This is a genomic window from Rhizobium sp. Root491 (genome assembly GCF_001427205.1).
GTDB classification, from domain to species: domain Bacteria; phylum Pseudomonadota; class Alphaproteobacteria; order Rhizobiales; family Rhizobiaceae; genus Agrobacterium; species Agrobacterium tumefaciens.
The window spans coordinates 128,638-154,732 of record NZ_LMFF01000018.1 but is presented as its reverse complement, the minus strand read 5'-3'; the positions used below and the strand labels follow the sequence as shown (position 1 = coordinate 154,732).

Genomic DNA, 26,095 nt, shown 5'->3' with positions numbered 1-26,095 from the left:
AGCAAGCGATTGTCAGTCTTTTCGTCGTTGTCAGTTGTAGCTACTGCTCCTCAGCACGGCGTCCGCTTCGGTAATCCGTTGCCCTTTTGCGTCGAACACATGCAGGGCGTCGGGAGGCACGTGGAAAAACACACGGTCGCCACTATCGACGCGCGGCAGGGCATGGGTGGTCAGGAACAGCGTATGGTTCTCGCTCCTCAATTCGAGAATCCAGCTGCCGCCCGTCGGAAGCACGCCGGTCACCGTCATTTCACCGAAGAGGCTGCCCTGCGGTACATCCTCAGACCTTGCCGTGTAACCCATCGCCTCTGGCCGCATGCCGACCGAGGCGATGCCGCGCAACTGCGGATAACGTGTTACGAAATAAGCCTCCGCATTGTCGGCGATATCAGACACGCCGGGCTGGCCGAAGGTCAGAATATTGATCGGCGGACTGCCGACGAATTCGGCGACGAAGCGGTTGGCCGGACGGTCGTAGATATCGTTCGGCGTACCCATCTGCTGGAGCGTGCCCTCGTTCATGACGGCGATTGTCGTTGCAAGTGTCATTGCCTCCCACTGGTCATGCGTCACGAAGACGATGGTGGTCTTGAACTCCTTGTGCAGCCGCTTCAGCTCGGCGCGCATTTCCAGCCGCAGCCGGGCATCGAGGTTGGACAGCGGCTCATCCAGAAGCAGCACGCCGGGATTGACGGCAAGCATGCGGGCCAGCGCCACACGCTGCTGCTGCCCACCGGAAAGCTGTGACGGATAACGGTCGCGGTACTTGGCAATGTCGAGCGCCTGCATGACGCGCTCGACGCGTGCCTCCCGCTCGGCTTTCGGCAGCTTGCGCAGGCGCAGGCCGAAATCGGTGTTGCGCTCGATGGTCAGATGTGGCCAGAGCGCGTAGCTCTGGAAGACGAGCCCCATTTCGCGCTTTTCCGGCGGCACGAATATGCCGTCATTGACGGAATCTATCACCCTGTCGCCGACACGGATTTCACCGCCGGAGAGGTTTTCAAGACCCGCGATCATGCGCAGCGTCGTGGTCTTGCCGCAGCCGGAAGGGCCAAGCAGGCACATGAATTCGCCGTCGCGGATTTCGAGATCGAGATCGGAAACCGCATTTGCGGAATTCACGCCGTAGTTCTTCTGCGCCCCGCGCAGGTTGATGGTAGGCATCAGCTTCCAAGTCCTTCTGCAAGATTTGTGCGGGTCAGCTTCTGGGCCAACAGGGTACCGAAATAGGCAATGCCAGCGATGATCAGCACCACGGCGTTTGCGGCCTGCGTATAGTGGTAGTCGACCAGCCGCAGCGAATAGGTGGTCAGAACATCCGTGCTCGGCACCGCGAGGATCACGAACAGGCTCAAGCCCTTGATGCCCGAGATGAAGGGCAGGAGAACCCCCGTCACCAGCGATCCCTTCTGGATCGGGATGACGATCGAGACCATGCGGCGGAACCAGCCGGCACCGGCAATCTGTGCTGCCTCTTCCGGGTCCTTTCCAAGCTGTGTCATGGCCGAGATACCGGCGCGCGAGGCATAGGGCATCTGGTCGGCAATCAGTGCGAGGATAAGGATCGTCACCGTGCCGTAGAGCGCCGGCATCGGCCCGCGCGGAACCGCAAAGAGCGAGAGATAGGCGGCGGCAAAGGCGATGCCGGGCACAAGATAGGGCAGGAACGTGACCTGACGCAGATAGACCGACAGGGCGCGCACCGGCGTGCGGATGACGACATACCCGACCAGAAGACCGAGGACACCAGATGTGAGCGAGGCAAGACCAACGATCATCATCGTGTTCTTCGCGGCTGCCCATAAATCGGGGCTTAAAAGAACGCCGGTCTGCAAGGCCACCGTGTTGAGATTGCTGCCGATCCAGTAATCGAGCGTGAAATTGTCGAACGTGAATTTGGCCGGCATCTTCATGACGGTCGAGAGAGCGAGGGTGAGCAAAGGCAGACCGACGCTGAGAATGAAGACAGCGGCCGCAAAGCCCGTTGCCGGAAGACGCATTTTGCCGAGGCGGCTTTGCCGGTTCATCGACCCCTTCGAGCCGATCGTCACGAAACGGCGGGCTTCGCGAACCAAGCGGGCATCGATCATCAGCGTGATGATGCCGATGAGCATGATCGAGGCCGCAACGACACCGGCAACGCCGGTCTGGCGCGAGGCGATGCTGCGGAACAGCGATGTCGAGAGGACTTCGAACTTCACGGGAAGCCCGAGAACATAGGGTACGCCGAATTCGCCGAGGCACTTTGCAAAGATCAGCACCATGGAAGAGAGCAGCGCCGGGCGCATCAAGGGCAGGATGACCTGCAAAGCCACCTGATAACGATGAGCGCCGAGAATGCGGGCCGAATCCTCCAGCTGCGAGTCGAAGCGGCGCAGCGCCGAGCCGAACAGCAGGATAACGAAAGGTGTATAATGCAGGGCAAGGATGATGGTGATCGGGAAGCGCCCATAGGCCACCCAGTCCGGCGGTGTCAGGCCCATCGCCTCGAACCAGCCGGGCTGGCCGCCAACGGTGCGATTCTTGAACAGCGTCGTCCAGGCGAGAGCGAAGGTCCATGCGGGCAGCATGTAGGGCACGATCAGCGCGGTCGCGAACCAGCGGCGACCGAACATGTCCGTGCGGCTGATAAGCCAGGCAAGCACCGTGCCGATAACAAGCGAAAGCGCAATCGCCCCCAAAGCGACGGTGAGCGTGTTGAAGAGCGGATGCCAGAAAAGATCCGTTGCGACGGGCGAGAAGAACGCCCTGTCGAGATAATAGAGCGTGAGGTCACCGACATCCTTGCCAAGACGCCGTTCGTGGCCAAACTGGACACGGACGGCATCCAGAACGATAGAGATGATCGGAACGACGATCAGATAGGTGAAAAGTAACGCCGTTAGCACGCCGATGAGCGTCGTCGGCTCCCTGAGCGCGACCTTGAGGCGATATCGCCAGGCCTGCCATGCCGAAGGCGCGGTCGCCGGGGGACGCCCCAGTGCCTCCGCCTTCGTTGATTCGCTTAAAAGAGCCATTATTCCTCCCCATATGGCCGCAACATTGCTCCGACACGCCGGCAAGCATCTGCCTGCGCGCAACCTGCGGAACAGGCGGCGCGTGCGTCGAACATGAGCAATGCGTCAATGCTTCAGCAGCGGGCACATCAGGCCCGCGAGCAACGATGACCCAGCTCCTCCCGGAAACATCGCCGGCAAGCAAAACGTGGAATAAATATTCCATATAGCGCTTAACCTTGGAATGCATGATCCATCCTAAACGGCATTTTGTCAACGAAAAAATGCACACGTGATCATTGATATATGCTATTGTTTTTAAATGGTTTTATTGAACGTGTTTTGCAAATTTTCTTATCGACGCACAAGCAGTCATTTTTTCCCGCAGAATGAAAATGGAAAGGACGATATATTTGCCGGCGAAAGCGAGAACCGCCTTCCATCAGCAAGAGCGCTTCGCACCTGAAATATTTCGATTGGAATAGTCGGCCCTTATGGCCTGTGATATCAGACATGTGGTTTTGCAACGGGGAAGTTGAATGGCGAGAGGGTTCGTGACGGCCGAAGAGGTGGCGAAAAAGGCTGGTGTCTCGCGCTCCGCCGTCTCGCGCACATTCACCCCCGGCGGCAGCGTATCGAAGGCCGTCCGGCGCAAGGTGTTGAAAGCCGCGCATGAGCTTGGCTACCGCGTCAACCGTCTGGCCCAGGGCCTCAATAATGACCGATCCAATCTCATCGGGGTGGTCGGTGCCAATCTCAGCTCGCCGTTTATTTCAAAACAGCTGGACCTCCTCAGCATCGGCCTTCTGCGTCGCGGCTTGCAATGCCTGCTGCTGAATGCGGCCGATGCACGCAAGGATATCGCGCCGCTGATCGAACTGCTTTTCGAGTTTCGCGCCCAGGCCATCGTCGTACTCTCCGGCGAGCCGCCAGCCTCTATCGTAGACGAATGCATTGCCAATGGCGTGCGCCTCATACTCATCAACCAGCGCCTCGACCGGACCGATACGAACATGGTGCTGAGCGACGATTCCCACGGCGCCGATCTCGCCGCGATGCGGCTTGTGGCGGCTAAATGCCGGAAGGTCGCGGTCGTTTCCAGCGGCAGCCAGACACCGGCACAGCTGCGCCGCGCCGGCGCTTTCACCCAGCGCATGAGCATCGAGGGTATCGAGGTCGTTCCATGGTCGGGCGGTCCGACGAGTTATGACAGCGGCTATCAGGCAGGCTGCGAGTTGCTGACGGACAAGACAATAGACGGCGCCTTCTGCGTGACTGATCTGCTGGCACTCGGCTTCATGGATGCAGCAAGGCTAGAGATGGGCCGCCGAATTCCGGAAGACCTGTCGATTGTCGGTTTCGACGATATTCCGCAGGCGGGCTGGAAAAGCTATCAGCTGACGACCGTTGCCCAATCCTTTGACGCGCTGACCGAGAAAGTCTTGACCGCCCTCGACAGCGACGAGCCCGAGACCCGGCTTCAGGTCGTGCCCGTTGAGATGGTCGAAAGGATCACCGCGCGCTAGAAGAGCACTCCCGGGCAAAAACCACAGCGCCGTTTTACTGGCATGGCTTCAACCCGCCTGCTTGATCCGGCTTTCGATCAGGAGACCGCTTTCATCGAGGATCGGATGTGCGACGGCGGCGATATGGGCGTTGATGCGCTTCAGATCGCGCAGCATGTCGAGATGCACTGAGCTTGTCTGGATGCTGTCGGTCAGGCCGTCGCGCAGGCGCTGGAGATGTCGCTCCGATGACTGTTTTTCCAGCCGTCGCACATCTTCCTTCACCTCCACCAGCCGACGGGCAAGGTCGGCATTGCGGGTGGCGAAAACGGATTGCGCCATGCGGATATTGTCGAGCGTGATGGAGAATAGACGTTCCAGCTCGCTTTTGCCATCATCGGAAAACCTGAGACCAAGATTGATCTTCTTGGCGATTTCCGGGCGGATGCCCTTCTCGATGATATCGCCGATATGTTCGAGATTGATGGCATATTCAACGATATCCATCGCACGTCGCTGATCCTTCTGGCACAAACCATCCTGGCCCACCTTCGAGACATAGACCTTGATGGCATGCTGGATACTGTCGACCCGGCCTTCCAGCGTGCTGATATCATTGAGTTTGGAAAGATCGCTGTCGCGCATGGCGTCATTCGCCTGACGCAGCATGCGCTCGATCAGGTCACCAACCAGCATGACCTCGCGGCTTGCACCGGCAAGCGCCGCAACCGGTTGACCCAGATCATGACTGTCGAGATAACTGCGGCGGCTTTCGGCTCCCTCTTTTTCCGGCAGCAGCGCGGTCGTCATCCGCAGCAACAACGGCGATAGCGGCCATGCGATCGCGGCAACAGCAAGATTGAAAAGGAGATGCGCATCGACCGCTAGATTGGCGTGCGAGAAAGGCGACATGTCGAGCAGTGCCGCGCCGTACCCGGCAAGAGGCAGGGCTGCGACACAGCCGGTGGTCCGGACGATGAGGTTGCCAAGCGCCACCCGGCGCGCCGCGACCGGCGCCTTCAACGTCGCCAGCACCGGCGGAACCGCGCCGCCGAGATTGGCGCCGAGTACCAGCACGATAACGAGGCTTGTTTCAATGCCGCCGCTTGCCGCAAGCGAGAGTATGAGGACGACGATGGCAAGGCTCGATGATGCCAGCACGGCCAGCACCGCGGAAAAGATCAACGCGACCGGCCAGGCATTGCCGAGCATGGAAATGAAGAGGTTAAGCGCCGGCGACTGCCGGATCGGATCCGTCGCCGCGGAAAGAAGATGCAGGGAAAGCAGCATCAGGCCGACACCGGCAAGGGCAGCACCCGCACCCTGCCGCTGCACCGACTTTCCACGCAATAGAATGACACCGGCAAGGATCAGCATCGGCGACAGCCAGCCAAGACCGAGTGCGACAATCCACGCAGTCGTCGCAGTACCCACATTCGCGCCGAGCAGCACGATTTGCGCCATCGCCGGTGCGATCAAGTCTTTTTCAACGAAGGAGGCAACCATCAGCGCCGTGGCTGTCGAACTCTGCAGGGCGATCGTCGCCACGAGACCGGCGATGAAGGAGCGAAACCCACCCCGTGTACCGGCGGCAAGCCCGATGCGAAGCTTGGCGCCGAAGGCACGCGACATTCCGTCCTTGATCTGCCCAAGGCCGAAAAGCAGCAGCGCCACCGCGCCGAACAGATTGATGCTGACAACGACCGATTCCAATAGATCACCTCGCCGATCACACCGCAACGGATTGGAGTTGCGGTGTGACACGGAGCTCCAGATGCCGCAAACCGCCTTCGGCACGGTTGAGAAACAGCCCAAGGGCACCGAAGAAGATTTCGATAAAACTCTTAACCGAACCGTCGTGGTGATCGGGCTCACGGCCGAACCGCTCCGCCAGCATCCGGTAAAGGGAAAGCCGTTGAGGCGCGATATGGACAAGCGCCAGCCCCGCGCCCTGACGCAGGCAATACCAGTCAGCAATAAGCTCGAACATCGGCAGATCGGAGGAAAGCCCGGCATCATGCGAGGCAAGGCTTTTTTCACCAAGCAGGCCGATAACCTCGGATATGGTTTTATCCGCGATAGCCGCCACGATCCCGGCTGGCCACTCCTTGGTAAAATAACGATGCCTGATAAGCGCGCGTTTGTGGCCAAGCAGGAAATCACCATAATTGCCGGCCGCAAATGCGCGGTCCTCATCCTCGCCCGCAAGTGCCATTTCCTGCGCGTACCCCCGGCAAATGCGGCTGTTAATCGGCAGCGCGGCCATTTCCACCGTCTCGATGGAAATCTCGTGCTGCTGGGGATGGACGACCTTGAAGGCGGGTGGAAAGGCAACCAGAGACGGCACGGCGATATTGGTGAGCGAGGTTTCCCCTTCCCCACGCCGGGTTACGCCTTCCACATGCAGATGCCCGCTGAAATGGACTTGGAGCCCGGCCTCAACCAGCGCATCCTCAACCGCCTTGCGCGGCGTGCGACGCACCACGTTGGTTTCGCCGAATAGCGCACTTTCGGCACCGCTTGCGCCATCGAAAGGATCGAGCGCTGGATAGTGCGAAAAGCCGAGCAAAGTCTTGCCGAGCGCCTGCGCCCTTTCGCGCACATCGGCAATCCAGTCGATGATGAAGGGCTTGCAGCGCAAAAGCGCATTCCAGCCGCCAGAGGTACTGTCGGTGAAAGCCGCTTCCTCACCCGTCTCGAAAGCGCCGTCAAGCGGTTCGAAAATATTGGCGTCGATCATGAGCAGCCAGAGGCCCGGCTCCGGCTCAACCAGATAAGATGCGTCCATCAGCCGGTAGATATTGGTGCCATCGGGGGAACGCACCTCGTAGAGACGATCTTCCGTCGCATCGGAAAGCCCGAACGGTGTTTCCCAATGCAGATAGTCCGGCTGGCGGAAATACCCAAAAGCCGCCATCGGGCCAAGGCCAACGGGGTAGCCTTCGCAATACATCCGGTCGCTGATCACCACCCGATCACCGGCCCGCCGCGCATCGCTTGAAACGGAAAGGCATTTGCCGTTCTCCGTCAGAAACTCCTTGGTATGATGCCGGCCACGCGGGCCGAAAATATCGTGGTTGCCGGGCAGCGCATAAAAGGCGGTGCCATGGGTATCACGATGACGCTCCAGAATACCCTTCAGCGTTTCGGATGTCGCGCGCTGGCCGTCGTCGGTATAGTCGCCAAGCAGCACCACATGGCGAATGCCCCGCTGCCGCACTTCTTCGAGTGCAGCATGCAGCGCATCGGCGCTTTCGTTGAAAACACGGGTGGATTCGCGTGTATCCGACCAGCTACGCATGGTGATGCGTTCTCCATCGACCTCTATTCCGGGAAAACCGAAATCGGCCGCCGTGTCATGGAAATGGGCGTCGGCAATGACGGCGACGGAAGGAAGCGTGCGTTTCAGCATGGTTGGACAGTCTTTCTGCCTTCGACCATATCGATCCAGTCGGAAGCGCGGCGGGCAGCAGCATAAAGCATCGGTTTCGGTGTCTCGAACCATTCGTCCGGCCGCAATTCCCGCTTCGTGCGGATCACAGCCAGTGCATCGTCAAGGGTAGGGTAAAGATGCGGCTGCTGCTTGTGCAGGAAAAGCGCGACCAGCGATACCGAGCGGCTGCGGCCGCTGCGGCAATTGACGAGCACATTGCCGCCATCGGGGAACGGATAGGTTTCGCGCTTCGGCATGGTCTGCCGCAATGCGCCGTCGAGAATATAATAGGCCCCCAGCATCATCGTGTCCGGACTGCCTTCGCCGTCGATAAGACCGAGCTTATAATAACGGATATCGCCATACCCCACCGCGCACCTGTCGCCATCTTCCGCCGACGCCTGCACGAGATTGATATCCAGATTGACGGCGCAGTTGACGACGGTGGTAATGCCGTGCCGGTGAAGGAGCCCAAGGTCGCTCGCACCATCGCTGCCGCCGATATAGAGCGCAACGTTACGCGGGCCGAGCCCTTCCGCAATCAGGCTGATCGCAGGCCGGGCATAAACGGGTCCATCCATCTCATTCCTCCACATGCACCAAGCAACCCTTCACGGACGGGCGCTCGTCTAAACTCAGGCCGATACGGCCCGCTGCCGATCCGAAGGCTGCCGCTCTGCCAAAGGTATCTTCGATGCCAGGCTGACGCCGCTTGCAACACCGCTGGCTGCGGCCAGCACCGGCCCGCCATTTTCAAGACTACCGATCTCCAGGAAAGGGCAGACGTCGCCGCCAGCTTCGCTGACGAGTAGCAGTCCCGCAAGACAATCCCATGAATTCATGTGCAATTCGAGATAGGCATCGGAGCGGCCATCGGCCACATAGGCAAGCGCCAGCGCACCGGAACCGGCGCGGCGCACATTGGTGCCCATATCGAGCAGGTTCTTGACGACATCAAGATAGGTGGCATTCGCGATACGGGTCGACCAGCCCATTTCGATTGAGGCCGCATCGAAACGTTCCGTCTGCGCGACCTGGATCGGCTGTCCGTTACGCGTTGCCCCCTCGCCGCGTCGGGCGAAATAAAGTTCATTCAGAGCCGGATTATAGATAGCGCCGATTTCGGTTTGCCCGTTTTCGACATAGGCGATGGAGATGCAGAAGTGCGGAATGCCGCGGGCGAAATTTGCGGTGCCGTCCACGGGATCAACGACCCAGACGCGATCACCGATCACACCGCCGCCCTCCTCGCCGAAAAAACTGTCCTTAGGAAAGCAGGCCGAGATCGCGCCGCGAATATGCGCTTCGGAGGCTGCATCCGTCACCGTCAGAAAGTCCTGCGGGCCCTTCATCGAGAAGCTGCGTGTCGCCTCGCCCTGAAAGCCTTTCAGCACCAGTTCCCCGGCGGAAAGAATAACGCTGCGGCACAGTTCGGCACGGGCTGCCAACGTATCCGGATAAGGCATCAGGTCCATGCGGAATAACCATCTCTCAAAAGATTGAACACGCGTTCATATTGCACACGTGTTCAATCTTTTCAAGCGTGATTTTGCGGCAGGCGGTCCGCTGGAGTTCATACCAGTCCCCTAAGCGTTCAGACAACCGGTTTAGCCCAAAATCCCCCAGACGCGATGGAACGGTTTTGCACTGCGGGAGTTTCCATATCGCAACCCAAGCAGGAGGAAGAAAAATGGATCACGCCAATCACGTACGCCTCGTTGAAACCGAACTGACACCGTCGGTTCTGGAAGGTGCAACAGTTTATGGCGCAGATGACCACAAGGTCGGCAAGGTCGATCACGTCCATGGCGTTGGCGCGGCAAGCACCGCGATCATCGACGTCGGCGGCTTTCTCGGCATCGGCGCAAAGCCCGTCGCAGTACCGCTCAGCGATCTCGATTTCATGCGCGATGAAGACGGCGATGTCCACGCGATTACCTCGTGGACCAAGGATCAGCTCAAGGAAATGCCTGAGCACCACCACTAATCTTTAAAACACGCCCGGCTACCAACCGGGCGTTCTTTTTTCTCCTGTCGGGCGACCCCGCCCATACTCCCCATAAGATGAGCTAAGGCCCGATTGTTCTGCCGACCGATGGAACGCTTAAGCGTATCGAGCATTTTCATGGCGCTCAAAAATTCGGGCGCAATGCAGTTCAAGGGGACAGCGATTGAACAACCAGATACAGGCCACTCCGCTGAGCATCGACGACGTCACCGTCATCGATGACGAGAAGGTCAAAAAAGCAGTTACGGCAGCCGCTCTCGGTAACGCGATGGAGTGGTTCGACTTCGGGGTATACGGCTTCGTCGCCTATGCCGTCGGCAAGGTCTTCTTCCCTGACGCGTCACCCGCCGTTCAAACGGTGGCGGCGCTCGCAACCTTCTCCGTCCCCTTCCTCATCCGCCCATTGGGGGGCGTATTTTTTGGCGCCATGGGCGACAAATTCGGGCGTCAAAAAGTCCTCTCCCTGACAATCATCATCATGGCCGCGAGCACCTTCTGTATCGGCCTCATCCCCGGTTATGCCACCATCGGCATATGGGCACCCATTCTGTTGCTGTTATGCAAGCTTGCCCAGGGGTTTTCCGTTGGCGGCGAATACACCGGTGCGGCCATTTTCGTGGCGGAATACGCGCCTGACCGGAAGCGCGGTTACCTTGGCAGCTGGCTCGACTTCGGCTCCATCGCCGGCTTCGTGCTTGGCGCGGGGCTCGTCGTGCTGCTCAGCACCGCGATGGGTGAAGCCAAGTTCCTCGACTGGGGCTGGCGCATTCCGTTCTTCCTGGCGGCACCCCTCGGGCTGATCGGGCTTTATCTGCGCCACGCGGCAGAAGAAACACCAGCCTTCACCGAACGCCTGCAGCGCTCCGAAGAAGAAGACCGGCAGTCGCTGAAAGAGCGCCCCATGGTTCCCATCGCCGAGATCGTGAGCCAACATTCCCGCTCGCTGGCAATATGCATAGGCATGGTCCTCGTGACCAACGTTACCTATTACATGCTGCTCACTTACATGCCGACATATCTGTCGAAGACGCTGAATTACAGCGAGGACCATGGCGTCCTCATCATCATCGCGGTTATGGTTGGCATGCTGTTCGTCCAGCCCGCCATCGGGCTTTTGAGCGACCGGATCGGACGCAGGCCGTTTCTGGCGGTTGGCAGCACGGCGATCCTGTTTCTTTCACTGCCGGCATTTCATCTCATCGCCAGCGGACAGGTTGTTCAGATTTTCTTCGGCCTGCTCATCCTGGCGGTCGCACTCAACTGCCTGATCGGGATCATGGCATCCACCCTCCCGGCCCTTTTCCCCGCCCGCATCCGCTACAGCGCGCTGGCTATCGCGTTTAATATCTCGATCATCGTTGCCGGGCTCACGCCGACACTCACCGCATGGTTGGTGGAGGTAACGGAAAATATCTATATGCCGGCTTACTATCTCATGGTCGCGGCCATCTTTGGCATTGTGACGACATTTTTCCTCAAGGAAACCGCCAACCGGCCGCTTTATGGCGACACGCCGAATGCGTCTAGCCGAAAGGAAGCGAAGTCGCTTCTTGCAGAGCAATATCTGCACATCGAGAAAAGCGTCGAGGAGATAGACGACGAATTGCTCAAACTTGAAGAACAGAAGGAAATTCTTCAAGCAAAACGCAACCAGCTGGTTGGCAGACATCCGGATCTGACCTGAGCGGATATCCAGTCCTGGAACAGGATGCGCGGCGATGCATTTGCACCCCGCGCATCCCTTAAACGTCAGACGGCGAGGAACCCGCCATCGATGGGCAACACCGCGCCGGAAATCATGCTGCTATCATCTGACAGAAGCAGTGCGATGCTCTGTGCCACGTCTTCGGCCTCGGCAAAGCGCTGCAGCGGATGGCGAACCATCATTGGTGCGCTCTTGGCCGGATCGTTCCATGCTTCGGCAGCCAGTTCAGTGAGCGTGATTGTTGGTGCGACGGCGTTGACACGGATGCCGTGCGGCCCGAGTTCCTTGGCAAGAACGCGGGTTGCGCCTTCAAGCCCCGCTTTCGAGGCCGCGTAGCAGAGATGATCCTGAAAACCGCGATGACCGGCAATTGACGTGATATTGACGATTGCGCCGCCGCCACCCTTTGCGACACGGGCACGGGCGAATTCCTGGCAGGTGACGAGCGCGGCACGCAGATTGATGCCGAGCACGGCCTCATAACCTTCGTCGCTCATATCAAGCACGCTTTCGAGCACGTTGATGCCGGCGCTGTTGATGAGAAAATCGCATGGACCCGCCTCGACCATCGCGGCCCGCGTTGCAGCCACATCGGCAAGATCGACGCGGATCGAGCGTCCGCCGATTTCGCTTTTCAGGCTGTCGAGATCGGACTGGGTCCGGCTGATTGCCACGACCTCAGCACCGCGCGCGGCCATCAGGATAGCGCAGGCACGGCCGATGCCCTTGCCTGCGCCGGTGATGATGACGGATTTTCCGGAAAACTGCATGGAATCCTCTTTACTTTGCGGCCAAAACGGCCGGACGATGGAAGCGTGTGGCGCTTCAGGAATGGTTTGCGGAACGAATGGCGCGCGCCGCATTCTGCAGTGCCAGAAACGCGTCGTAGCGTGACTGGTGCACTTGGCTGAATGCAGCGTCCGGTGCCGAATATTTGGCAATACGCGACATGGCGGGCATTGCGGAAATCAGGTCGGGATAGGCCTTGGCAGCAACCGCACCGAGCATCGCCGATCCCAGAAGCACCGGCTCCTCGCATTCAGTGAGTTCAACCGGAAGCCCCGTCGCATCCGCCAGCAATTGTCTGGCAAGCGGATGCGCGCCCGCGCCGCCGCTGACACTGATCGTTTCCACGGGAGCGCCATGACGCGCCTGCGTCTCGATGATCTGGCGAAGCCCGTAACCGAGGCCGAGAAGCCCCGCCACGTAAAGCGCGACAAGCGAATCCACCCCCGTCTCGGTGCCGTAACCGGCAATGACGGCACGGGCATGAGGATCGGCGAAGGGCGCGCGGTTGCCGAGGAACTCCGGCACCACGTGAAAATTCTCGGCAATCTTCACGGCAGCGGAAGCAGACGTGGCCAAAGCCAGTGCACGGTCGGCAAGCCATGCAGGTAATGACTTGCCTTCTTTTTCGGAAAGCGCCTTTGCCTCTGAAAATGCCGGGTGCAATTGCACCAGATAATCAATGGCCGCACCGGCGGCGGATTGGCCGCCTTCATTGAGCCACGCGCCGGGAACCATGGCGGAATAATAGGGACCCCAAACACCCGGCACGAAAGCCGGCTCCGAGGTGGTTGTCATGGTACAGGAAGAGGTACCAAAGACGTAACCGAGGCACCGCGAAGCGTCGCCGCCCGCAGCCACCGTGCCGACACCCCCGGCATGCGCATCGATCAGACCGGCGGCAACGGCGGTTCCAGCAACCAGCCCCATGGCTGTTGCGGCCTCATCGGTCAAACCGTTACCCAGCGCCGTGCCTGGATGAACGACGCTTTCACCGATACGGCGGAATCCCTGCTCCGCCAGATCGCCAAGCCCGATGCGGGTGAAATATTCCGCATCCCAACGTTCCTCATGGGCGAGATAAGTCCACTTGCAGGTAACCGTGCACGCGGAACGATCGAGCGCGCCTGAGGCTTTCCAGGTCAGGAAGTCCGTCAGGTCAAAGAAGTGCTCGGCGCGCGCATAGATATCCGGCCTGTTTTCGCGAAGCCAGAGCAGCTTGGGCGTCTGCATTTCCGGGGAAATCCGGCCACCGACATATTTCAGAACGGCATGTTCGCCAGCATTGATCCGCTCCGCCTGTTCGACGGCGCGGTGATCCATCCAGACGATGATATCGCGCTCTGGATGATCCGGCGCGCCGACCGGAAGGGTCTCATCCTCAGGCCCGCGCACCACGAGCGAGCAGGTGGCATCGAAACCGATGCCAACCACGGCTGCGGGATCTATGCCGGCGCGCGAGACACTTTCCCGCACGCTGTCGCAAACGGCTTTCCAAACCTCACCGCTCGATTGTTCGGCTATGCCGCCGTCTTCGCGATGCATCGTGATCGGGCGCTTGGCGGTGGCGAGAAGCCTGCCCGCCACATCAAAGACACCGGCACGGGCAGAGCCGGTACCGACATCGACGCCAATCAGGTAGGAAGCCATTTGCGATACTCCTTGGGAGTGTAGTTTAAACGCGGTCGAAGTTGGTGGGCAGCACCAGCATGTCGCGGATGGTGACGGTGCGCTTGCGGGTCAGCATGTAAACAACCGCATCGGCCACTTCACTCGCGTCGATGAGGCTACCCGATTCCTTGGCCTTGCGAAGATTTTCTTCCGGCCAGTCTGCCAGAAGGGCCGAGACGACCGGGCCGGGAGAGACCTGCGCGACGCGCACACCATGCGGGATCATCTGGCGACGCATGCCCTGCACGAAGCTGGTGATCGCCCATTTCGAACCCGAATAGACCGGCTCCCAATAGGTCGGGAAATGTCCGGCGATCGAGCAAGTGACGATGATGTCGCCGGTCTTGCGCTCCGACATGTGCGGCACGACGGCCTGTACATTCTTCATCACGGCATTGACGTTGAGGTTCAACATCTTGTCGATGGCTTCCGGCGTGGTTTCGGTGAGATCGCCACCGATATAAGTACCTGCGTTGCAGTAGAGAATGTCGATATGATCGACCTTCTTGAGGATCTCAGGGATCATGGCATTGCAGCTGTCGGCATCCAGAAGGTTCGTGACTTGCGCGATGGCGCGCTTGCCGAGTTTACCGACAAGTTCATTCAGGGCTTTCTCGTTCCAGTCTACCATGACGACGGTTGCACCGTTTTCCAGTAGCGCCTCGGTGGTGGCGAGGCCAATACCGGACGCGGCGCCGGTGATGACCGCGATCTTGCCTTGCAGCAATTCAGACATTTAATTCTCCTGCTTCTTTGAAGATATGACGTGTGGGCTCAACGCCAGTCGCGCCCGATATAGATGGCGAGCAGAATGATGCCGCCCTTGATGACATCCTGCAGATAAGGGTTGATACCCATGAGATTGAGGCCGTTATTCAGGATGCCGAGCAGCACCGCGCCGATAAGGGTACCAAGAATGAGTCCGCGTCCGCCGGCAATCGCCGTGCCGCCGAGAACCACAGCCGCAATGGCATCCAGCTCGAAACCGACACCCGCATTGGGCTGTCCGCTCATAAGCCGGCCGGTCAGAATGAGAGCTGCAAGCGCTGCCGTCACGCCTGAGATACCATAGACGGCAAGCTTGACGCGCCGGGTCTTGACGCCGGAGAGGCGCGCGGCCAACTCGTTGCCGCCGAGTGCATAGACGTGACGACCGAAAGCCGTACGCTGCAAAAGCACCCAGGCCACGGCGTAAATCACCACCATGATGATAACAGGCACCGGCACGACGCCAACGCGGCCGACGCCAAACCAGGAAATCCAGCTCGGAATGCCGCTGACGGGATAACCGCCGGAGTAGATGAGGCCGAGACCGCGCGCCATTCCCATCGTTGCAAGCGTGACGATGATGGCCGGCATCTTGCCCCAGGCGACAAGTGCTCCGTTGAAGATACCGATGCCAAGTCCGATGAACAGCCCGGCCGGCAAGGCGAGCGACGCAGGCAGGCCGGTATTCACCATCAGGCCGGCAGACAACGTGCCTACAAGCGCCATGACCGCGCCGACCGACAGGTCGATGCCGCCTGTTAGGATGACGAATGTCATGCCCACGGCCAGAATGCCGACGACTGAAACCTGTCGCAGCACGTTCATGATGTTGTTCACGCTGAAGAAATTGTCGCTCGCAAGACCCATCAGGATCGATACGACAATCAGGCCCGCCAGAGGCAGGGCGAGTGGCGAGCGCAGCATGCTGCCAAGGCCGAAACCGCTCGTCTTTTCGGCAATGCCGGTATTTGCATCAAGCGACATGTTCAACCCTCCCGGTGGTGGCGTTTGTCATTATTGTTTCTGAATTGATGTCTGCGCCCTCGACGGTGGCGACGATGCCCCCGGAGCGGAACACGCAGACGCGGTCCGACATGCCGATCACTTCCGGCAGCTCCGAAGAGATCATGATGATCGAATAGCCCTTGGCTGCGAATTCGCGCATCAGCGCATAGATTTCCGCCTTCGCGCCGACATCGATGCCGCGCGTCGGTTCGTCGAAGATCAGGACGCGCATGTCATGGTTCAGCCAGCGGGCGATAACGATCTTCTGCTGATTTCCACCGGACAGCGTGTCCACGCGGGCATAGGGTCCCTGTGCCTTGACCTGAACCTGCGCCATCGCCTTTTTCGTGTGCTCCAGCTCTTTTTTCAGGTCGATAAACCAGTGAGCCTTCTGGTACTTGCGATAGTTGTTGAGGGAGATGTTCTGCAGGATGGAGAAACTGGTGATCAGACCCTCTTCCTTGCGGCTTTCCGGCAGCAGGCCAATGCCGCGCATCAGCGCCTCATCCGGGCCGGAAAAGCGGGTCTCGACGCCATCGACCTTGATCTTGCGGCGCGAAGCGGAATGCGCGCCAAGCATGGCCAGCACCGTTTCCGTGCGCCCGGAACCGACAAGCCCGGCAAAACCGAGTATCTCACCCTGCCGCAGGGTAAAGCGCGAGACCGGCCCGCCTTTTTTCAGTTGAAGCTCTTCGACCTCGATCACGTTGCGCGCAGCTGTATCGATCTTCGGTTTGGGCGGAAAATTGGCCTCGATACGCCGGCCGACCATCATCTCCACCAGACGGTCATTATCGACGTCAGAGGTGAGGCAGGAGCCGATGAGTTCGCCATCACGCAGGACGGTGATGCGGTCGCAGATCTCGAATATTTCCTCGAGATGATGGGAAATGAAGATGATAGCGACACCCTGACGCCGCAGCTCGCGCATGACCTTGAAGAGATGCTCGGTCTCGGACGGGGTAAGCGTCGCAGTCGGCTCATCGAGAACGAGAATACACGCATCGAGTGAAAGCGCCTTGGCAATTTCCACGAATTGCTGCTGGGCAACGGAAAGGCGGTGCACCGGCACATCGAGCGGAACGTCCACGGCCAGACGGCTCATGATTTCGGCGGCACGTTTACGCATCGCGCGCTTGTTCAGCAGGCGCAGCGGTCCGCGGATTTCGCGTGCCAGAAACATGTTTTCAACCGCATCGAGATAGGGGATCAGGCTGAATTCCTGAAACACGATGCCGATACCGGCGGCAATCGCCTCGTCGTAATTGGCGAAGCGGCGGTCCTTTCCGTCAATGCGGATCGTGCCCTCCGAGGGCTGCAAAATACCGCACAGGATTTTCATCAATGTCGACTTGCCAGCGCCGTTCTCTCCCAGAAGCGCATGCACCTCGCCGGCGCGCGCCTGCAGGTCAACGCCGCGCAGGACCTCGATCTTGCCGAAGCTTTTTCTTATTCCATTCAGTTCCAGCATTTTACCCTCCTCGATGGTCGGGACATGTCCCGCCCCCACACGAGGCGGGGACGGGACCTGGGGAGGAATTCTTACCAGCTGAAGTCGCCGGCGTTCTTGCTGTCAACGACCATGACGTCGATCGGTACTTCCTTCGGAACGACGCGGGCGCCCCACTTCTGGGCAAGCGCCATGGCAAGGCCAACGCGCACCTGGTCACGCGGGAACTGCGCGGTCGTTTCGATGAAAGGACCGCCGTCGGCAATTGCCTTCACAGCTTCGGGAGCACCATCAACCGAGGTCAGCTTGATGTCCTTGCCGGAGCCCTGGATCGCAGCGAGTGCACCCATTGCGCCGCCATCATTCACCGAGAAGATACCGGCGAGGTTCGGACGGGACTGGATCATGTTTTCAACGACGCCGAGCGCAACGGAGCGGTCCTGACGACCATTCTGCGTGTCGACAAGCTTGATGTCGGCAAATTCGGCAAGCGCCGCCTTGCAGCCTTCGACGCGCTGCAGGATCGGCACGACCGGGATACCGTCGAGGATTGCGACTTCACCCTTGCCGCCGAGCGCATCACCGAGATGCTTGCAAGACTTGTAGCCTGCGTCACGGTTCTTCGAGCCGACGAAGGTGTCGACCGGGCCGTTTGCGTTGGCGTCGACAGCAACGACAATCACGCCGGCAGCTTTGGCAGCGTGCACGGCGGCTTCGATGCCGGCGCTGTCGGTCGGGTTCAGAAGCAGGATGTCGATCTTCTGCTGCAGCATGTCTTCCACGTCGGAAATCTGCTTTGCCACATCGTGGCCGGCGTCGGTGACGACAACATCAGCGCCGATGCTTGCCGCGGCTTCCTTCAGCGCTTCTTGCATGGACACGAAATAGGGGTTGTTCAGTTCCTGGAACGTCATGCCGATTTTCAGCTTGTCCTGTGCCAATGCCGGAGCGGCCATCATTGCAAGTGCGGCCGATGCCATCAGGAACTTGGATTTCATTCTCATAGTAACTTCCTCCCGTTTGGAAAATCTGGGCAATAAGAGCCCGTTTCCGGACAGTCCTCTGCCCGAATTGGTGAAAAATCCGCGATGTATCTTGGTTTAATCCGCCATGACCGCTGCCTTCTGGGCCGCGAATACCGTACGAAACCTCGATGGCGACATTCCCTTCAGCTTCAGGAAATGCCTGTTGAAATTCGAAAGGTTTGAAAAGCCCACGTCGTAGCAGACTTCCGCCACCTTCACGTCCTGATCCACCAGAAGCATCTGGCAGGCCAGATCGATGCGCAGCTGATTGCGATAGCGCACCAAAGTCGTTCCCGTATGTCGCTTGAAGGCACGGGAAAAGGCACTCTGGCTCTGGCCAACCATGTCGGCCAGATCGATTTCCTCGACCTGTTCGGTCAGGTGCTGGCGCAGATGCGACAAGGCGCGGTTGATGCCGCTATCGCCGATGCCCGTCAGGTCCAGCTCGTAGCTCAGGCTCGCCAGCACCTCGGGCGCCGGCGCATTGACCAGCAGATCGAGAATTTCCCAAAAAATCGCAAGACGCTTCAACCCCTGCGCCTCGATCAAACGCAGTATCAGCGGGCGAACGCGATCGCTGGTCTCATCGTCGAACAGAATGCCGCGGCGGCTGCGGTCCAGAAGGGCGCGAACTACCTCCATCTCGGACATGGAAGCGCAGGCATCCTCGATAAAAGCCTCCGGAAACTGGATGACGAGAGAGCGCGTGGGAACGATCTCGTCCGGCTCGATCTCGCTGATCCAGTTTTGGGGGAGATTTGGGCCAGTCATGATTAGCTGGCCCGGGCCGAAGCGACCGACGAAATCGCCGATGTAGAACGTGCCTGACGTCGCCACGACCAGATGAATTTCATATTCGGGATGGTAATGCCAGCGCACGGTGCGGAACGGATAGCCATGCCGCCAGGCGGCGAAGGATTCGCCCTTGCGGATATGTACCAGTTCCAGATCGGGCTGCATCGATGTTTCCTCCCATCGGTCACGTCCGCCGTATTCGCGGAGCAAAGCCATTCCTCTTTATGGCTCGTCCCAGGCGTTGATGGGGAGCATATGGCCTGCGGCACATTTACTTCCACATCATACCGGGGAAATTACCGATACTTTTTTGACTGTTTTTTGTCAGAAATTGAAGAGTGCCGTGCATCCGCCGACAACTAAGCCAGCGGTTGCGCCCATTTTTTCGCGCAGTTGCACGCCATACGCCCAGAAAATGCGCATCTTAAAGATCGATGTGATGATTTTTTAAAGCTCGACCCGCCGATCACCGGCAGGTCGAGCTTATACTTTTCCGAAGGGTTTTTGACGCCCCTGCATCGGCAGGCGGCTTGCCGGAAGGGATTATTGCGGCATCAGAATTTGCAGCTTCACGTCCGTTTCCCTTGCCTCCACCGCACGGTCAAAACCGGCAATGCTGTCTTCGAAGGGAATGGTCGCGGAGATCAGCGGCTTCAGATCGACCTTGCCGGACGCGATGAGAGCGACCGCACGGTCATACACATTGGCGTAGCGGAAAACCGTCTCTACCCGCAGCTCTTTTGCCTGCAAGCCGACGATATCGACCGGCACCGGATCGACCGGCATACCGACGAGGACGATGGCACCGCCGGGACGTGCGAGTTTCGCCATACCGAGCACGGCGGGTGCAGCGCCAGAGCATTCGAAAACGACATCGCAACCCCAGCCATCCGTCGCATCAGCCACGGCCTGCGCCAGGTCACGTTCGCGGATGTTGACGGTCTCGATGCCGTCATAAGCTGCGATGATATCCAGCTTCGGCTGGGCAAGATCGGCAACGATAACCTTTGCGCAACCGCCGGCTAGCGCCGCCAGCGCAACCATCATGCCGATCGGACCGGCGCCCGTCACGATGGCAACATCGCTGGGCTGAATACGCGCCCTGAGCGCTGCCTGCATCCCGATGGCGAAGGGTTCCACCATGGCGCCTTCGGCAAAGGAAACGTTGTCGGGCAACTTGTATGTAAAGGCGGCGGGATGAATGACTTCCGGTGTCAGGCAACCGTGAACGGGTGGCGTTGCCCAGAAGCTGACCGCCGGATCAACATTGTAAATGCCAAGTTTGGAGGCGCGCGAGGTCGGATCGGGAATGCCCGGCTCCATGCAGACGCGATCACCCGGCTTCAGATGCGCAACCTCGGCACCGGTCTCGATTACCGTGCCGGAAGCTTCATGGCCCAGCACCATCGGCGCATGCACAACGAAATGGCCGATTTTGCCATGGGTATAATAATGGACGTCCGAGCCGCAAATCCCGACGGTATGGGTACGGATGCGCACATCCTTGGGTCCGAGCTTGCCGGGAATGTCGAACTCCCTGAGCGAGAGCTTTCCTTTTTCTTCCAGCACCAGTGCTTTCATCTCATCCTCCGTAGTTTGCGAAAGGCCTTACAGCGAATTCAAACAGCGTGATGCGATGCAATTTCGACAAAAGTAAACAGAAATCAGCCGGATCGGCCGGTTTTTCTTCAAGGAGGAAAAACTGTATCGATGAGCCCGCAATTTCTTATCATCCCTGGCGCGTTAACGAGTCTACGGGGGAGAGAGACAGCACGATTCGCTCAGCGCGCTTCGGGGAATATCGCCGGCTCAAGGTTACCCACTCAGCCGGAACGAGATTGACCCTGATGTATACGCAGAACCGGCGACAAGCGGATCAGCGTGTGATCCTCAGCCCTTCCAGAAAGGTGCGGAAACTGTCGACGGCGCGTTTCGAGGTCGTTTCGGGGTCGTCGGAATTCGCGATCCACTGGGCTGCACTGCTGCTCGCCGCATTGATGAAACGCGCACAGGCCTCCGGATCAATGTCGACGATCGTCCCTTCTTGCTTCAGCGCATCGAGACTTCGCGCAACGGCCGAGATACAACCATTGGCATTTGGCCAACGTGAAGGGTCGCCGAGAACGGCCGGTCCATCACGGAACATGATCCGCTGGATTTCCGGCTCCAGAGCCATGAGAATGTAACCGACATTTTCCTCGACAAAACCCTCCCAACGCGTCGCGGCCCTAGACGAGATGTCACAGAGCCTTTTCGTCATCTCGGCGTCGATCTCACCCACAACCGCCAGCAGCAGGCCTTTCTTGTCGCCAAAATGGTGATAGAGCGCGCCGCGGGTCAGCCCTGCTTCGGCAGTGAAGTCGTCCATCGAAGCTTCGGCATAGCCGATGCTGCCAAATGCCTTGCGGCCAGCGACCAGAAGCTTCGCCCGCGTCTCGGCAATCATTTCACTGCGAGGTTTGCGCATTTTTTCTCCGAATTCTACATACGTCGCGTATACTAGTTGACATACGCGACGTATGCAATTATTTCATTTGCATACGCCACGTATGTTTGTGGTGGGTACTCCCTAAACAAGGTGCATCCCGATGTCTAATCCATATAGAGAAATTTTCCGGGCTCCGGGCGCCAAAGGCTTTTCCGCCGCAGGCTTCTTTGCCCGTCTTCCGATTGCGATGGCACCGATCGGCATCGTCGCCATGCTTTCCCAGACCCATGGTGAATATTGGCTTGCCGGTGCGGTCTCGGCAACCTTCGCGCTGACCAATGCCGCCGTTGCGCCGCAGATTTCCCGATTGGTGGACCGCAAGGGCCAGAGCAGCGTCCTTGTCCCGGCCACCATCATATCGGTCATCGCCTTTGCTATCCTGATTATCGCGACCAACCAGAGATGGCCTGCCTGGACGCTCTTTCTTTCGGCCTTCCTCGCCGCGGCCATGCCGAGTATTCCCGCGATGATGCGCGCCCGCTGGACGGAAATCTTCCGTGACCGGCCTGAGCTGAACACTGCTTTTGCATTTGAATCCGCCGCCGACGAACTTGTCTACATCGCCGGCGCCTCGCTCTCCGTCGGTCTCGCGGTCTCACTCTTTCCGGAAGCAGGTATGATGATCAGCACCGCCTCGCTGGCACTCGGTACCTTTGCCTTTCTGCTGCAACGATCGACCGAACCCAAGGTACGCGCGGTTGAAAGTGGCAGCAGGCAACATTCGGCTATCCGGCTGCGTTCGGTCCAGATCATCACGGTCGCCCTGATCTTCGTAGGCTCGACTTTCGCCACAGCCGAGGTAAGTGCTGTTGCCATCACCAAAGAACTCGGTCAACCGGAAGCTGCCAGCCTCGTCATCGGCGTTTATGCCATCGGTTCGTTTGTCGTCGGCCTGCTTCTGGGCGCGATCAACCCCAAAATGCCGCTGCAACGGCAATTGCTGATCGCCGTCAGCGTCCTTGCGCTCACCGCGCTGCCGCTCCTCTTTGCAAGCACGACAGTTTCCCTGCTTGCCTTCGCCGTATTCCTCAGCGGCGTTGCAATCTCTCCCATCTTCATCACTGCATTTGGCCTGATCGAGCGCCGTGTGCCGGAATCGATGCTGACGGAAGGCGTGACCTGGGTGATGACCGGCATCGGTATCGGCATGGCGCTCGGCGCCTTTATTTCCGGCTGGGTGATCGATAATTTCGGCCCGAGCAACGGCTTCTGGGTATCGATTGCCGCCACCCTGTCGACAGTCACCATTATCAGCCTCGGTCAGCGCAGCCTTTCTGGAGAGACCAACCGCTCTGCGACGACAACCGCAGCGCAGCCAGCCGAGTAAAGCACAGGCGTATGAAGCGCGCGCCGGCGCGCTTCTTGGCATATCCGGCCGACGCAATGCACAATCGGCATGAAAAGCTGCACGCTATGTCGCCAAATAAAACAGTCTGGCATTGCGGTGGCCGATCGATGCCTGCTCGTCGGGCGAGAGCGTTGAAAGAAGCTCACTCGTCATACCGATCCATTCCGGTAGACCCGAGCCGAGATCGACCACCGGCCAGTCGCCGCCCCAGACCATTCTCTCAGGTCCGAACAGGTTGATCACGGTTTCCACATAGGGTGTCACGCTTTCCAGCGTCGCGCATCCCGGTGCACAATAGGCGGTGATGCCGGAGAGTTTGACGAAGAGATTGGGCAGCGTCGCCAAGTCGGCCATACGCCCGCTCCACTCCCGAAAATCGTTTCCGGCAATGTCCGGCGTGCCGCAATGGTCGAGCATGAAGCGCACATCGGGGCAGGCCCCGACAAGTTCGGCGGCAATGGCAAGCTGGCGGGAATGAAAACACAGATCGACCGGCCATCCGGCCTTTCCAATCGTGCGCACGTTTCGTCGGTAATTTTCCTCGCGGCTGAGGTCGTCGGGCATAACGTGGAGAATGCGCCGGAAACCGACCACGTTGAGGTGGCGGCACTCCTCCAGCCAGGCTTCGAAACCATTATCCGTTTCCGGTCGGCAACTGGCGATCTGGCCGAACATCGGCAAGCCACCCTCGCCGATCATGCTGGCGATGAGGCGAGCCTCAGCCTGATAGTCGCCGTCATCCACCCCGCTTTCCATGAAGATCGTACCCACTACGCCACATCCCTCGACAAGCGCTGCGTAATCAGCCTGGGTGAAGCTTCCCGCAAGGCTGGGCTCCCCTCGTGTCCAGGCATAACCGAGCTTGCCTCGCAAGATCAGATGCTGGTGAGTATCGATCAGATCCATGGCATCCTCCTCCCTGTCGTTGCGGTCAATTTTCGAGGGCGAGCGCGTCGAAACCCGCCCAGGCGGCGTCCGGCACGGCCGTTTCGAAAATAGACAGGTTGCGCAAAAGGCTGTCCGGTTTTGCGGTGCCGATCAGGACACTTGCGACATCGGCATTTTGTAGCGGAAAATGCAGGGCAGCGGCCGCAAGTGCAACCCCGTGCCCGGCAGCGTGGACCTCCATGGCGCGCACCCGCTCCATGACATCTGCTGCTGCTTCACTATAGTTGAAAGTCGCACCCGGCCTTGCGCCCGTCGCAAGAATGCCAGAGTTGAAGACACCGCCGATGACGAGCGAGGTGCCGGTTTCCGCACAACGCCCCAGCAGCTTTGCTGCAGCCGACCGGTCGAGCAGCGTGTAACGACCCGCCAGAAGAATGCAGTCGATCTCGTCTATCTCCATGAGGTTCAGACAAGCCGGAACCTCATTCACGCCAAGACCAAACGCGCCGATCCGGCCTGTCGCCTTCAACTCGTGCAGGGCCTCGATGCCGCTTTCGGTGAATATCCTGAAATGATGGCGATAGGCCTCTTCCCCAAGCGTGGTCTCCTCCAGATCGTGGACATAGAGAATATCCACTGAACCGAGACCAAGCCGGGCGAGGCTTTGCTCATACGAGCGCATGATGCCATCATAGCTGTAGTCGTATTCCACCACGAAAGGCAGTGCATCGACAAAACCGTAATCCGGTGTCACGCCCGCTTCAGCCGGTTTCAGGATCCGCCCGACCTTGGTGGACAGCACGAATTCGTCGCGTGGTTTCCCCTGAAGAAAATCCCCGAGGCGGCGTTCGGAAAGGCCCTGCCCGTAATAGGGTGCGGTATCGAAATAGCGGATGCCGGCGTCCCAGGCGGCTTGCAGCGTCTCCATCGCATCTTCGCGGCTTACGCTGCGATAGAGATTACCGATACCGGCCGCGCCGAAGGAAAGTTCGCTCAGCGACAGCGCCGTGCGACCAAGTTTGCGGGTTTTCATGCGGTACCCTCCTCGCGGCGAAGCTGGCGCTCAATGGTGCGGATGACGCCGCGGAGTTCGCCGAGCCCCTTCATGCGGCCAATGTAGGAATATCCGGGATTGGTCTTTTTGGTGATGTCATCACCCAGCAGATGGCCGTGGTCAGGCCGCATTGGAATATTGGTGCGGTGGCCAGCCTTGGCGGCGGCCCGCTCCTCGCGCAACAATGCCTCGATGACTCCAATCATGTCCGTTCCGCCATCCAGATGATCGTCCTCAAAGAAGGAACCATCCGCTTCAACGGTCACGTTCCGAAGATGGGCGAAATTGATGCGAGACGCGAACTCCCGTGCCATCGCCACAAGATCATTGTCGCTACGGGCGCCGTATGAGCCGGTACAAAGGGTGATGCCATTGTTCGGGCTTTCAACGGCCGAGAGGATGGCGCGAATATCTGCAGGTGTCGAGACAACGCGCGGCAGGCCGAACAGGGAGAACGGTGGATCATCAGGGTGGATGCCGAGATGCACGCCCACCTCTTCCGCCACCGGCACGACCTCTCTCAGAAAGGCCAGAAGATTGCCCTGCATGGTCGCGCTGTCGATGCCATCGAACGAAGCAATCAGAGCGGCGATGGATTCGCGCGTCTGCACCAGGGCGCCGCCCGGCAGGCCGGCGATGATGTTACGCTCGAGAAGCGACTGGTCATCTTCGCTCATTTGCGCAAAACGCTTTTCGGCTCGCGCCACGAGCGCAGGATCGTAATTTTCAGCAGCACGAACACGCTTCAGGATGAAGACGTCATAGGCGACGAAATCCGCCATTTCGAAGCGCAGCGCCAATCCGGTATTGCGTGCCTGCCAGCGCAGGTTCGTGCGTGTCCAGTCCACCACCGGCATGAAATTGTAGCAGACGACGGGAACGCCCGCGTGACCGAGACGGGAGAGTGTATCTTTCCAGCGCGCAATCGCCTTCGGCGCATCGGCGTCGCCGCGCTTGATGGACTGTTCCATCGGAATGGATTCGCAGACACTCCATTCCAGGCCGGCCGCCTCGATCATCGCCTTGCGTTTGGCGATCTCTTCGGCCGGCCACGCCGTGCCGTCGGGGATCTGGTGCAGCGCCGTTACAACGCCGCTGGCGCCGGTCTGCCGCACATGCTGCAAGGTGATGGGGTCCGATTCACCGAACCAGCGCCAGGTTTCCTTCATA

At 59.3% G+C, this 26,095-nt stretch carries 22 protein-coding genes; 4 read left to right on the top strand and 18 right to left on the bottom strand.

Annotation, left to right across the window (positions count from 1 at the left end; translation table 11 throughout):
• Positions 1 to 30: 30 nt before the first annotated feature.
• Positions 31 to 1,164 carry an ABC transporter ATP-binding protein gene (locus tag ASD46_RS23780; RefSeq protein ID WP_060642859.1) on the bottom strand — a complete coding sequence of 378 codons (1,134 nt, stop codon included), beginning with the start codon at positions 1,162 to 1,164 and terminating at the stop codon, positions 31 to 33.
• Positions 1,164 to 3,017, bottom strand: coding sequence for an ABC transporter permease (locus ASD46_RS23775; protein WP_003518186.1), 1,854 nt, complete (start codon positions 3,015 to 3,017; stop codon positions 1,164 to 1,166). Before ASD46_RS23775 ends, ASD46_RS23780 begins: the two co-directional genes overlap by 1 nt.
• Positions 3,018 to 3,535: 518 nt before the next feature.
• Between ASD46_RS23775 and ASD46_RS23770 the strand changes: the two genes are divergently transcribed.
• Positions 3,536 to 4,522, top strand: a complete 987-nt coding sequence (locus ASD46_RS23770) for a LacI family DNA-binding transcriptional regulator (RefSeq protein WP_003518188.1) — start codon at positions 3,536 to 3,538, stop codon at positions 4,520 to 4,522.
• Positions 4,523 to 4,570: 48 nt separating this feature from the next.
• On the opposite strand, the gene ASD46_RS23765 is transcribed toward ASD46_RS23770, so the two are convergent.
• The 4 genes from ASD46_RS23765 to ASD46_RS23750 are packed head-to-tail and all read right to left on the bottom strand — an operon-like array spanning position 4,571 to position 9,409.
• Positions 4,571 to 6,214 (bottom strand): Na/Pi cotransporter family protein, encoded by a 1,644-nt coding sequence (locus tag ASD46_RS23765; RefSeq protein WP_025595112.1) that lies wholly within the window; start codon positions 6,212 to 6,214, stop codon positions 4,571 to 4,573.
• Positions 6,215 to 6,230: 16 nt separating this feature from the next.
• A complete protein-coding gene (locus ASD46_RS23760; protein WP_060642858.1) occupies positions 6,231 to 7,913 on the bottom strand; it encodes a metallophosphoesterase family protein in 1,683 nt (560 codons plus the stop codon).
• Positions 7,907 to 8,515 (bottom strand): dual specificity protein phosphatase family protein, encoded by a 609-nt coding sequence (locus ASD46_RS23755; RefSeq protein WP_003518193.1) that lies wholly within the window; start codon positions 8,513 to 8,515, stop codon positions 7,907 to 7,909. The genes ASD46_RS23760 and ASD46_RS23755 overlap by 7 nt, the downstream gene beginning before the upstream one ends.
• A gap of 54 nt (positions 8,516 to 8,569) precedes the next feature.
• Positions 8,570 to 9,409: an inositol monophosphatase family protein gene (locus ASD46_RS23750; RefSeq protein ID WP_060642857.1), complete on the bottom strand. Its 840-nt coding sequence runs from the start codon at positions 9,407 to 9,409 to the stop codon at positions 8,570 to 8,572.
• A gap of 215 nt (positions 9,410 to 9,624) precedes the next feature.
• Between ASD46_RS23750 and ASD46_RS23745 the strand changes: the two genes are divergently transcribed.
• The gene (locus tag ASD46_RS23745; protein ID WP_003518197.1) at positions 9,625 to 9,921 is read left to right on the top strand and encodes a PRC-barrel domain-containing protein; all 297 of its coding nucleotides are present in this window, start codon (positions 9,625 to 9,627) and stop codon (positions 9,919 to 9,921) included.
• Between the two features lie 184 nt (positions 9,922 to 10,105).
• Positions 10,106 to 11,626 carry a glycine betaine/L-proline transporter ProP gene (gene proP / locus ASD46_RS23740; RefSeq protein WP_025595114.1) on the top strand — a complete coding sequence of 507 codons (1,521 nt, stop codon included), beginning with the start codon at positions 10,106 to 10,108 and terminating at the stop codon, positions 11,624 to 11,626.
• Between the two features lie 65 nt (positions 11,627 to 11,691).
• On the opposite strand, the gene ASD46_RS23735 is transcribed toward proP, so the two are convergent.
• The 9 genes from ASD46_RS23735 to ASD46_RS23695 all read right to left on the bottom strand — a co-directional run bounded on the left by ASD46_RS23735 (position 11,692) and on the right by ASD46_RS23695 (position 21,614).
• A complete protein-coding gene (locus ASD46_RS23735; protein WP_060642905.1) occupies positions 11,692 to 12,417 on the bottom strand; it encodes an SDR family oxidoreductase in 726 nt (241 codons plus the stop codon).
• 55 nt (positions 12,418 to 12,472) lie between these two features.
• Entirely contained in the window at positions 12,473 to 14,083 is a 1,611-nt protein-coding gene (locus ASD46_RS23730) for an FGGY-family carbohydrate kinase (RefSeq protein WP_060642856.1), read from the bottom strand.
• Between the two features lie 25 nt (positions 14,084 to 14,108).
• Positions 14,109 to 14,840: an SDR family oxidoreductase gene (locus tag ASD46_RS23725; RefSeq protein ID WP_003518201.1), complete on the bottom strand. Its 732-nt coding sequence runs from the start codon at positions 14,838 to 14,840 to the stop codon at positions 14,109 to 14,111.
• 38 nt (positions 14,841 to 14,878) lie between these two features.
• Positions 14,879 to 15,856, bottom strand: a complete 978-nt coding sequence (locus ASD46_RS23720) for an ABC transporter permease (protein WP_003518202.1) — start codon at positions 15,854 to 15,856, stop codon at positions 14,879 to 14,881.
• Complete coding sequence (locus ASD46_RS23715; RefSeq protein ID WP_060642855.1) at positions 15,846 to 17,348, bottom strand: sugar ABC transporter ATP-binding protein; 1,503 nt, start codon at positions 17,346 to 17,348, stop codon at positions 15,846 to 15,848. Before ASD46_RS23715 ends, ASD46_RS23720 begins: the two co-directional genes overlap by 11 nt.
• Before the next feature lie 71 nt (positions 17,349 to 17,419).
• Positions 17,420 to 18,331, bottom strand: a complete 912-nt coding sequence (locus tag ASD46_RS23710) for an ABC transporter substrate-binding protein (protein ID WP_013762239.1) — start codon at positions 18,329 to 18,331, stop codon at positions 17,420 to 17,422.
• A 96-nt stretch (positions 18,332 to 18,427) separates the two neighbouring features.
• Positions 18,428 to 19,312: an AraC family transcriptional regulator gene (locus ASD46_RS23705; protein WP_003518205.1), complete on the bottom strand. Its 885-nt coding sequence runs from the start codon at positions 19,310 to 19,312 to the stop codon at positions 18,428 to 18,430.
• Positions 19,313 to 19,690: 378 nt separating this feature from the next.
• A complete protein-coding gene (locus ASD46_RS23700) occupies positions 19,691 to 20,728 on the bottom strand; it encodes an NAD(P)-dependent alcohol dehydrogenase (protein WP_060642854.1) in 1,038 nt (345 codons plus the stop codon).
• Between the two features lie 295 nt (positions 20,729 to 21,023).
• Positions 21,024 to 21,614, bottom strand: a complete 591-nt coding sequence (locus ASD46_RS23695) for a TetR/AcrR family transcriptional regulator (protein WP_003518207.1) — start codon at positions 21,612 to 21,614, stop codon at positions 21,024 to 21,026.
• A 121-nt stretch (positions 21,615 to 21,735) separates the two neighbouring features.
• Between ASD46_RS23695 and ASD46_RS23690 the strand changes: the two genes are divergently transcribed.
• Entirely contained in the window at positions 21,736 to 22,962 is a 1,227-nt protein-coding gene (locus tag ASD46_RS23690) for an MFS transporter (RefSeq protein ID WP_035200093.1), read from the top strand.
• A gap of 84 nt (positions 22,963 to 23,046) precedes the next feature.
• On the opposite strand, the gene ASD46_RS23685 is transcribed toward ASD46_RS23690, so the two are convergent.
• From ASD46_RS23685 to uxuA, 3 genes are read right to left on the bottom strand one after another with little or no spacing between them, the layout of a single operon-like run.
• The gene (locus ASD46_RS23685) at positions 23,047 to 23,889 is read right to left on the bottom strand and encodes an amidohydrolase family protein (RefSeq protein WP_060642853.1); all 843 of its coding nucleotides are present in this window, start codon (positions 23,887 to 23,889) and stop codon (positions 23,047 to 23,049) included.
• Between the two features lie 25 nt (positions 23,890 to 23,914).
• The gene (locus ASD46_RS23680; RefSeq protein ID WP_060642852.1) at positions 23,915 to 24,904 is read right to left on the bottom strand and encodes an aldo/keto reductase; all 990 of its coding nucleotides are present in this window, start codon (positions 24,902 to 24,904) and stop codon (positions 23,915 to 23,917) included.
• A complete protein-coding gene (gene uxuA, locus ASD46_RS23675; protein WP_060642851.1) occupies positions 24,901 to 26,094 on the bottom strand; it encodes a mannonate dehydratase in 1,194 nt (397 codons plus the stop codon). Before uxuA ends, ASD46_RS23680 begins: the two co-directional genes overlap by 4 nt.
• Position 26,095: the final 1 nt, after the last annotated feature.